Annotated in this window: 8 protein-coding genes; 6 read left to right on the forward strand and 2 right to left on the reverse strand. The window is 68.9% G+C overall.

Features of this window, described 5'->3' with window-relative positions; all coding sequences use genetic code 11:
• Nucleotides 1–43 precede the first annotated feature (43 nt).
• Nucleotides 44–991: a crotonase/enoyl-CoA hydratase family protein gene (locus D2K64_RS00150; RefSeq protein WP_202910388.1), complete on the reverse strand. Its 948-nt coding sequence runs from the start codon at nt 989–991 to the stop codon at nt 44–46.
• A 255-nt stretch (nt 992–1,246) separates the two neighbouring features.
• On the opposite strand from D2K64_RS00150, the gene D2K64_RS00155 reads away from it, so the two are divergent.
• Nucleotides 1,247–1,798, forward strand: coding sequence for a sigma-70 family RNA polymerase sigma factor (locus D2K64_RS00155; RefSeq protein ID WP_120005469.1), 552 nt, complete (start codon nt 1,247–1,249; stop codon nt 1,796–1,798).
• A gap of 4 nt (nt 1,799–1,802) precedes the next feature.
• Here D2K64_RS00155 and D2K64_RS00160 read toward each other — a convergent pair whose 3' ends face one another.
• Nucleotides 1,803–2,234: a PRC-barrel domain-containing protein gene (locus D2K64_RS00160; RefSeq protein ID WP_202910390.1), complete on the reverse strand. Its 432-nt coding sequence runs from the start codon at nt 2,232–2,234 to the stop codon at nt 1,803–1,805.
• A 155-nt stretch (nt 2,235–2,389) separates the two neighbouring features.
• Here D2K64_RS00160 and D2K64_RS00165 point away from each other — a divergent pair, with 155 nt between their 5' ends.
• The 5 genes from D2K64_RS00165 (at nt 2,390) to D2K64_RS00185 (ending at nt 7,855) form a co-directional block, all read left to right on the forward strand.
• Nucleotides 2,390–2,593 carry a hypothetical protein gene (locus tag D2K64_RS00165; RefSeq protein ID WP_120005473.1) on the forward strand — a complete coding sequence of 68 codons (204 nt, stop codon included), beginning with the start codon at nt 2,390–2,392 and terminating at the stop codon, nt 2,591–2,593.
• 216 nt (nt 2,594–2,809) lie between these two features.
• The gene (locus D2K64_RS00170; RefSeq protein WP_238383922.1) at nt 2,810–3,103 is read left to right on the forward strand and encodes a con-10 family general stress protein; all 294 of its coding nucleotides are present in this window, start codon (nt 2,810–2,812) and stop codon (nt 3,101–3,103) included.
• Between the two features lie 295 nt (nt 3,104–3,398).
• Nucleotides 3,399–3,653, forward strand: coding sequence for a hypothetical protein (locus D2K64_RS00175; protein WP_120005477.1), 255 nt, complete (start codon nt 3,399–3,401; stop codon nt 3,651–3,653).
• Between the two features lie 37 nt (nt 3,654–3,690).
• Entirely contained in the window at nt 3,691–4,302 is a 612-nt protein-coding gene (locus tag D2K64_RS00180) for a PA2169 family four-helix-bundle protein (RefSeq protein WP_120005479.1), read from the forward strand.
• A 307-nt stretch (nt 4,303–4,609) separates the two neighbouring features.
• Nucleotides 4,610–7,855 carry a maltotransferase domain-containing protein gene (locus tag D2K64_RS00185; protein ID WP_120005481.1) on the forward strand — a complete coding sequence of 1,082 codons (3,246 nt, stop codon included), beginning with the start codon at nt 4,610–4,612 and terminating at the stop codon, nt 7,853–7,855.
• The last annotated feature ends 7 nt before the right edge of the window (nt 7,856–7,862 follow it).

Raw genomic sequence — 7,862 nt, forward strand, 5'->3', positions numbered from 1 at the left:
GGGGATTTTCCCCCCTGTCGTGCGGCAGGCGCGGCATGGCCGCTTATTCCGCCGCGTTCGCGTAGCCCGGCGACGCCAAGCCGGCCAGACGGCGCTCCTGCGCGGCCACCAGCCGGCCCATCTTCTTCAGGTCGGCTTCGCCCAGATTCATCGCCGCTTCGGCCCACATCTCCACCACGTCGCGCAGTTCCTCCAGCGTCACGGGATCGACGCGACGGCGGGCACGATGCAGGGTGAAGTGCGCGTTGTGCTTGCGACTGTGGCGGGCAATGTAGTCCCGTGCGACGGCCTCGCCCTGCCCGTCCTCCGCCAGCACGTCCACCACGCCCATGGCATGCAGTTCCTCGGCGGTGTGGATCCGGCCGGAGGTGATCAGCTCCTCCGCCTGGCGGCGCCCGATGCGGCGCGACAGGAAGCTGTAGGCGCCCATGCCGGGGAACATGTTGAACAGGATCTCCGGCAGGCCGATCTTGGCCGAGCGCTCGGCCACGATCATGTCGAAGGACAGCGCATGCTCGAAGCCGCCGCCGAGAGCGTCGCCCTGCACCAGCGCCATGGTGATCAGCGGCAGGTCGAAGGCGACGCTGTTGCGGTGAATGGCTTCCACGGCAATGTGGCCGTAGCGCACCAGGGAAGCGTGGTCGCGGGAGCGGATCCGCTCGGCGAAATGCGCCAGGTCGCCGCCCAGATTGTAGATCCCCGGCACCGCCGAGTTCGTCACGAACCAGTCGGCCGGGCGCTCCTCGCCGGCCGCGTGCCGGGCGGCGAAGAAGTCCACCGTCGCCTGCTGCATGCGGTGCACGTCCTGCATCAGCTCCAGGGTGTAGGAGGGGCGGCCCTGGGGGCGCATGGTGCACCACAAGGTACGGCTCGGCGCCTCCAGCCGCAATTCCAGATTGTCGAGCTGCAGCGGTAGGCCCATCGGGACAACGGCCGGGGTGCGGTGTCCGGCGGACAGGGCGGCGGGGATGATGGAGCGGGAAAAGAACATACGGATTCTCCTGCGGGGCGGCATTGCCGCCGTGTCGCGAGCCGCCTTCCTGCCGACCGCCGGCAGGTTCTGGGCGGATTTCGCAGGGCCATCCTAAAGCGCACAGATTGAAGATTGGGGGATAGGTCTTCGTGAAATCGACAGGTCTGGCGCCCTGATCCCAGACCAGGGATGGGGGCTGAACAGGCTTTCCTGGCGGGCAACCGGCCCGAGCAGGCCGACGTTTCACCTTGGCAACCTGTTCAGCCCGGTCCGATGTCGCTGATCGACCAAGAGATCCTGTCCTGCCTGCCGGATCTTCGGGCTTATGCCCGTTCGCTGACGCGCGACCGGGACGCCGCCGATGACCTGGTGCAGGACGCGGTGCTGCGCATGCTGAATTCCGCGGAGCGTTACCAGCATGGCACACGTTTCAAGGCCTGGGCCTTTACCATCCTGCGCAACCGCTTCCTGAACGAATTCGCAGCCCGCCGGCGGCAGCAGTGGCATGCGGGGGAGGAGGCCCTGGTCCGGCTCGCTGTGGCGGCCCGGCAGGAGGAAGGGCTGGAGATGGTCGACCTGCGCCGCATCTTCCACGAATTGCCGGAAGAACACCGCTCGATCCTGTCGCTGGTTGCCGGGTCCGGGATGCCCTACGAGGAAGTGGCGAGGGTGCTGAGCTGCGCCGTCGGCACCGTCAAGAGCCGGGTTCACCGGGCGCGTGGCGCCCTGGTGCGGCTGATCCTGGCGGAACAGGCACCGGCACGGCCCCGCACCCGGCGGCTGGGCGCGGCGATCCGCGCCAGCAGCCGGCTGCGTCCGCCCTGAGCCGCTACAGCCCGTCGCGTGATCCGTAGGGAGATGGTCCGTAATGGTCGCGGACCCGCTCGCCCCAATCCGCGTCGGACCAGTCCACCGGCTTGTCGGCGGAGAAGGATGGCGCGTTGGCCAGTTGCGCCTCCGTGACATCGACCACGTAGCCGCCGAGGCCGATGTCGTAGCGCAGCTTCTTCCAGGGCAGCGGGTAGCTCGAAGCCCCCAGCCCCAGGAAGCCACCGAACGACAGCACGGCATACTCAACCGTGCCGGCGACCTTGTCGATCATCAGGGTGCGCACGGAGCCGAGCCGGTTACCGGTCGGATCGTACACCGCCGTGCCTTCGACCCGGTCGGACGCGATCAGCGGCTTGGCACCGCGCGCCGCCGGGTCGGAGCTGGAGGAAGCGGCCGCACCAGCGGCCGCGCCGTGCATTGGTTCGGACATCCGCCGTCTCCCTCATCTGCAAGCTTCGGGGAATCAACGCGGCGTAGCCGGCGCGGTTCCCTGTGGCCGCGCGGCAACCCCACCGCCACCGGCGCTTTTCATTCCTCATGAGGCGGCTGTGCCTAGGCATAGCCGCGACCCGCAGGGAGACTTCCATGTCGCACAGCCAGAATGACACACCTCGTGAGCAGGTGATCCAGCCGCCGCCCGGCAAGCACGAGGCACCCATGCCGGAGAACCCGGTCGGTACGGATCAGGCGCGGCAGGGCGAAACCTCCGGACGGGTGCGCTGGGTTCTCGGCGCCGGGGTCGTCCTGGTTGTGATCGCTTTCGTACTAGCCTTTGTTTTCTCGGTATGAATTTCAGGATTGTCTGAAACGTGGCGCCACCTGCAGCGTTGATCACACAAGCTTGGGCGCATCCTGCGCCGGGCGGCGCGGTTTGGCGGGAACTTGGCCGGGATAACGCGGTTGTTTCTGAACCTGGCGCAGTGTTGCGGCGGGTCGGCATAACCGAAGTCCTGGTTCCTGGCCGGGCCGCCGGAATGTGCAAAACGCAAAGGAAGGATCTGGGAGATGGCTCCATCCCGTTCAGGCAGCGGAAAGCAGGGTTTTGCCTCTATGGACGAGGCCAAGCAGCGCAACATCGCCTCCAAGGGCGGGCAGAGTGTTCCGGCGGCGAAGCGCAGCTTCGCGCAGGATCCGGCGCTCGCTGCTGAAGCAGGGCGCAAAGGCGGTCAGGCCGTGCAGGCCAGCGACCGCTCCTTCTCCCGCGACCGTAGCCTCGCCGCCAGCGCCGGCCGCAAGGGTGGTCAGGCGACCCACAGCAAGGGCCGGGGCGCCAATGGTAGCCCTGATGTCGCGACCTGAGCCTTCGCGCGGGCACCGTGCCCGCGCGTCTTGATGGCCTTCGGAGACCTCCATGGCGCCTCAGCCTGATGCCGTTTTGCGCGATCGCTCCCCGACCGACTCGCCTTCCTACGCCTTGCGGGCAGATCTTGCGGACCGGCTGGCGAGGCATCGCCGTGCGACCCGGGACGGCGACCGGTCACCCGAGCCCATGAGCACGACCCTTGGACGGCCGATCGCAATACCGCTCCGGCCGGAGGGTGCCACGCCGGATGTCGCCGCCTGAGCGGCGGCATCCCGCATCGGAGGAAACGGCATGACTGAGACGAGCGACCAGGGCACCAGTGGCGCCGGTCCCCACATCCAGGGTGGGCCCAACACGCCCGGGCCGCAGACGCCTGCGGAGTCGCCGGTCGCCGGCCGCCGCGACGCCGATCCGCCGCAGCCCGCCACGCCGGAACGCGAGGATCCGGAACCGGAACAGGTGCCGCCTGAGGCCAACAAGGACTTTCCGCAGAACCGCTATGGAACCGCGGCACCGCAGGATCCGCCGCCCGCCAAGCGCGAATGACCGATTCGTCACGGATGGCGGAGCAAGGAGCTTTCCCATGAACGATGCTGGCCGCCCTTCCGAGCCAAGCCGCACTGGCGAATCCGCCATCCGTGCGCTGAGCGCGACGTTGCAGGCCAGTCATCGCGGCTACGAGCAGGCGCGGCACCTGACCGCCGACCGCTTCCTGCGCATCGAGTTCGCCGAACTGGCTGACCGGCGTGCCAAGATGGCGCAGGATCTCGACGCCCTGCTGCCTGCCGGGGCGGACCAGAAGCCGGCAGCGCCACTCAGCACCGTGCACCGGGTGTTCCTGGACCTCCGGGGCAATCTGTTCCGTCAGGGACGGGCGCGGGTGTTGCGCGAGGTGGTGCGGAACGAAGCCTCGCTGGAGGATGCCTTCGACGAGGTGCTGGAAGCCGACCTTCCCGCCGCATCCCGGGCATTGCTGCAGCGCCAGCATCGGCAGGTGCGCGCCACGCGGGACCGGTACGCTGCGATGCTGGACGAGGAAGCCGAGCTGCCGCCATCGTCCCTGCAGGACCATGGCTGGCTGGCCAGCTTCAACCGCATCACCCAGCCCGTGACCAGCAATCCCATTCTGTCCGCCATCGTGGTCACCGCGGTCTCGGTCCTGACCGCAAGGTTGCTGCGCGGCCGTCGCTATTGAGCGCGGCGGGCGCCGGGCGCCCGCTCCTTCTCCGCCTTCCGCCGAACCGCGCCAAGCGGGCATCTCGGCCCGATCAATGCCGGCGCGCCCCGGCGCGCGGGGCAGCTTGGCGCCCCATTTCCCCTCTTTGCCCCGGCCTTGAAGAAGCTCTGGCGAAGCCGCCTTGAGCCGCGCAACTTTGGGCTGCGCCGGAACGTTGGCCGGTCCGAGAACCCACCGATCTCGCACGGCCCGCGCTCCCCGCCATCACCTCCCTTCCGCAGCAACAGCCGGAAGGGTCAGCCTGGCAAAGAAGGACAGAAACCCGTTGCCTGCTGCTGTCGCCAACCCCGCCTCCGCCCTCTATTACATCAACCCCCTGGCTCTCGGGCCGCTGGAGCAGTGGCCCGCCGAGTTCGAGCGCATCGCCACGCTGGGCTTCGACGGGGTGGTGCTGGCACCGCCCTTCGAGACGGTAAGAGGTCAGCCCTTCCTGGTGCGCGACCACGCCCGCCTGCACCCGGCGCTGGGCGGCGGAGACGCCTTGACGGGCCTGCGCCGCGTGGCGGAGGCGGCTGCGGCACAGGGGCTGTCCGTGCTGCTGGATCTCGCCACCGACCGGGTGGCGCGGGCTGCGCCGATGCTGCGGCAGGCGCGTGACTGGGCTCAGGCGGCGACCGCCACCGACGCGCCGCCCGACCCGCGCCTGCCGCCTGGCGGCAGCGAGGCGGCAGAGCTTTCGCGTCCGATGCCCCCGGCCCTGCAGGATTTCTGGCAGCAGCGGATGGGCGAATGGGCGGATGCCGGCGTGGCGGGCCTTCGTTGCATCGCGCCGCATCGGGTGGGCCCCGCCTTCTGGCAGGCCGTGATCGCGGCGGCGCGGAGGCGGCATCCGGGCTTGCAAATGATCGCATGGACGCCCGGCACGCCGCAGGCGGACGCCGTGATGCTGGCAGGCTGCGGCTTCGATCTCAGCGCTGCCTCCCTGCCCTGGTGGGATTTCCGCGCCAGCTGGTTCGGCGAGGAACTGCAGCGCATGAACAGCGTGGCGCCTCCGCTGCTGGCTCCCGAGGCGCCCTTCGCGACGCGGCTCGCGGCACGGGACCTTTACCGCGGGCATGGGGCGGCCGCGGCGCGGCGGGCGCTGCGGTTCGCCGCTCTGGCGGGTCCGGCCTGGATGCTGCCGATGGGCTTCGAATATGGTGCCCTGCATCGCATGGGCGACGGCACCGGAGAGGCCGAGGCCTTCGCCGCGTTGCGCGATGCGCCGCGGACGGATCTCACCGCCATTATCCGGGACATCAATGCGGAACGGCGCCAGATGGCGGCGGCCGGGGTGCCGCGGCTGATCTCCGCCCCGGGGGCCGCCGTGGCGCTGCTGCGGGATGCGGCCGGGCCGGGATCGCGGCGCAGCCTGGTGCTGGCCAATCCCGCACTGGACCGGCCGGCAAGCCTGTCGGCGGCCAGCCTGCTGGGCGCCCTGCCCCGGCCCGGCAGCCTTCCGGCCGCCACGCTCGACAACAAGGGGGCCTTGACGCTGGCCGCAGGAGAAGTGCGAAGCATGCCGATCCAGGATGTCACGCCCGTGCGCCTGCCGCTGCGGGGCGGCCAGCGTGCCGCGCTTGCCGCGACCGAATGGCCGCGCATCGCCATCGAGGAGGTGAGCCCGGCGGTGGATGCCGGCCGCTTCCCGGTGAAGCGCGCAGTGGGCCAGCCGGTGGACGTCACCGCGGATGTGTTCACGGAAGGGCATGGCAAGATCGCCGTCAGGCTGCTGTGGCGCCCGGCCGACGAGCCCGCCTGGCGCGAGATGCCGATGCGCTTCGTCGTCAACGACATCTACGCCGCAAGCTTCGTGCCCGAGCGGATCGGCCGGCACCTGTTCTGCATCGAGGCCTGGGTCGATCATTTCGAGGCGTTCCGCGATGAGATCCAGAAGAAGTTCGACGCCGCGGTGGACATCAAGCTGGAGCGCATCGAAGGCGTGAACCTGATGGAGGCCTCGGCCGGCAATCTGTCAGGCGAGGCGGCGGAGCGGCTCAAGGCGATTATCGGCGAGATCAAGGCGGCCGAGGATGCGCAGGCGGTGGCGCTGTTCACCGCGGCCGAGACACGCGCCTTGATGACCGACGCCGATCCACGCCCGTTCAAGATCCGCAGCGACCCGTTCAAGCTGGATGTGGAGCGGCGGGCCGCCGGCTTTGCTTCCTGGTACGAGATCTTCCCGCGCTCGCAGAGCGGCGACCGGAACCGGCACGGCAATTTCGACGACGTGATCCGTGCCCTGCCGCGCGTGCGCGACATGGGGTTCGACGTGCTGTATTTCCCGCCGATCCACCCGATCGGCCGGAAGAACCGCAAGGGGCCCAACAACACCCTGACGCCGGGTCCGGAGGATGTGGGCAGCCCCTACGCCATCGGCTCCGAGGAAGGCGGCCATGACGCGCTGCACCCGGAGCTCGGCACGCTGGAGGATTTCCGGCGGCTGGTGCGTGCCGCGGCGGAACACGGGCTGGAACTGGCGCTCGACTTTGCCATCCAGTGCTCGCCCGACCATCCCTGGCTGAAGCAGCACAAGGACTGGTTCGACTGGCGGCCCGACGGCAGCATCAAATACGCCGAGAACCCGCCGAAGAAGTACCAGGACATCGTCAATGTCGACTTCTACGCCGAAGGTGCCCGGCCCGCCTTGTGGGTGGCGTTGCGCGACGTGGTGCTGTTCTGGGTCAAGGAAGGCGTCAAGCTGTTCCGCGTCGACAACCCGCACACCAAGCCGCTGCCGTTCTGGGAGTGGATGATCGCGGAGGTACGGGCGCGCGATCCCGAAGTGGTGTTCCTGTCGGAAGCCTTCACCCGCCCCAAGGTGATGTACCGCCTGGCCAAGGTCGGCTACTCGCAGAGCTACACCTACTTCACCTGGCGCAACACCGCCTGGGAGATGCGCGAATACCTGGAGGAGCTGAACCGTGCTCCGGTGCGCGACTTCTTCCGCCCCCATTTCTTCGTCAACACGCCGGACATCAACCCGGTGTTCCTGCAGAATTCTGGCCGCCCCGGGCACCTGATCCGCGCCGCGCTGGCGGCGACGCTCTCCGGCCTCTGGGGCGTCTACAACGGCTTCGAGCTGTGCGAAGCCCGCCCCCTTGCCCCCGGCAAAGAGGAATACATCGACAGCGAGAAATACGAGATAAAGGTGTGGGACTATGACCGCCCCGGCAACATCACGGCCGAGATCACGCATCTGAACCGGCTGCGGCGGGAGAACCCGGCGCTGCAGACGCATCTCGGCGTCACCTTCGTGCCCTCCAACCACGAGGGCATCCTCACCTTCGTGAAGCAAACGCCGGATGGCTCCAACGCGGTGCTGGTGGCCATCTCGATGGATCCCCACCAGGTGCTGGAGACGCATTTCGAACTGCCGCAGCATGCCATGGGATTGCCGCCCGGTTCCGGCCTGACCGTCGAGAACCTGCTGGGCGGCGGCGAAGAGCAATGGGGCGGCACGCATCGCTACATCCGCCTCGACCCGCACCAGAACCCCTATCTCATCTGGCGCATCCGCGCCGCCGCCTGAGGCCTGA

This window comes from Teichococcus vastitatis (genome assembly GCF_003604215.1).
Lineage (GTDB): Bacteria > Pseudomonadota > Alphaproteobacteria > Acetobacterales > Acetobacteraceae > Pseudoroseomonas > Pseudoroseomonas vastitatis.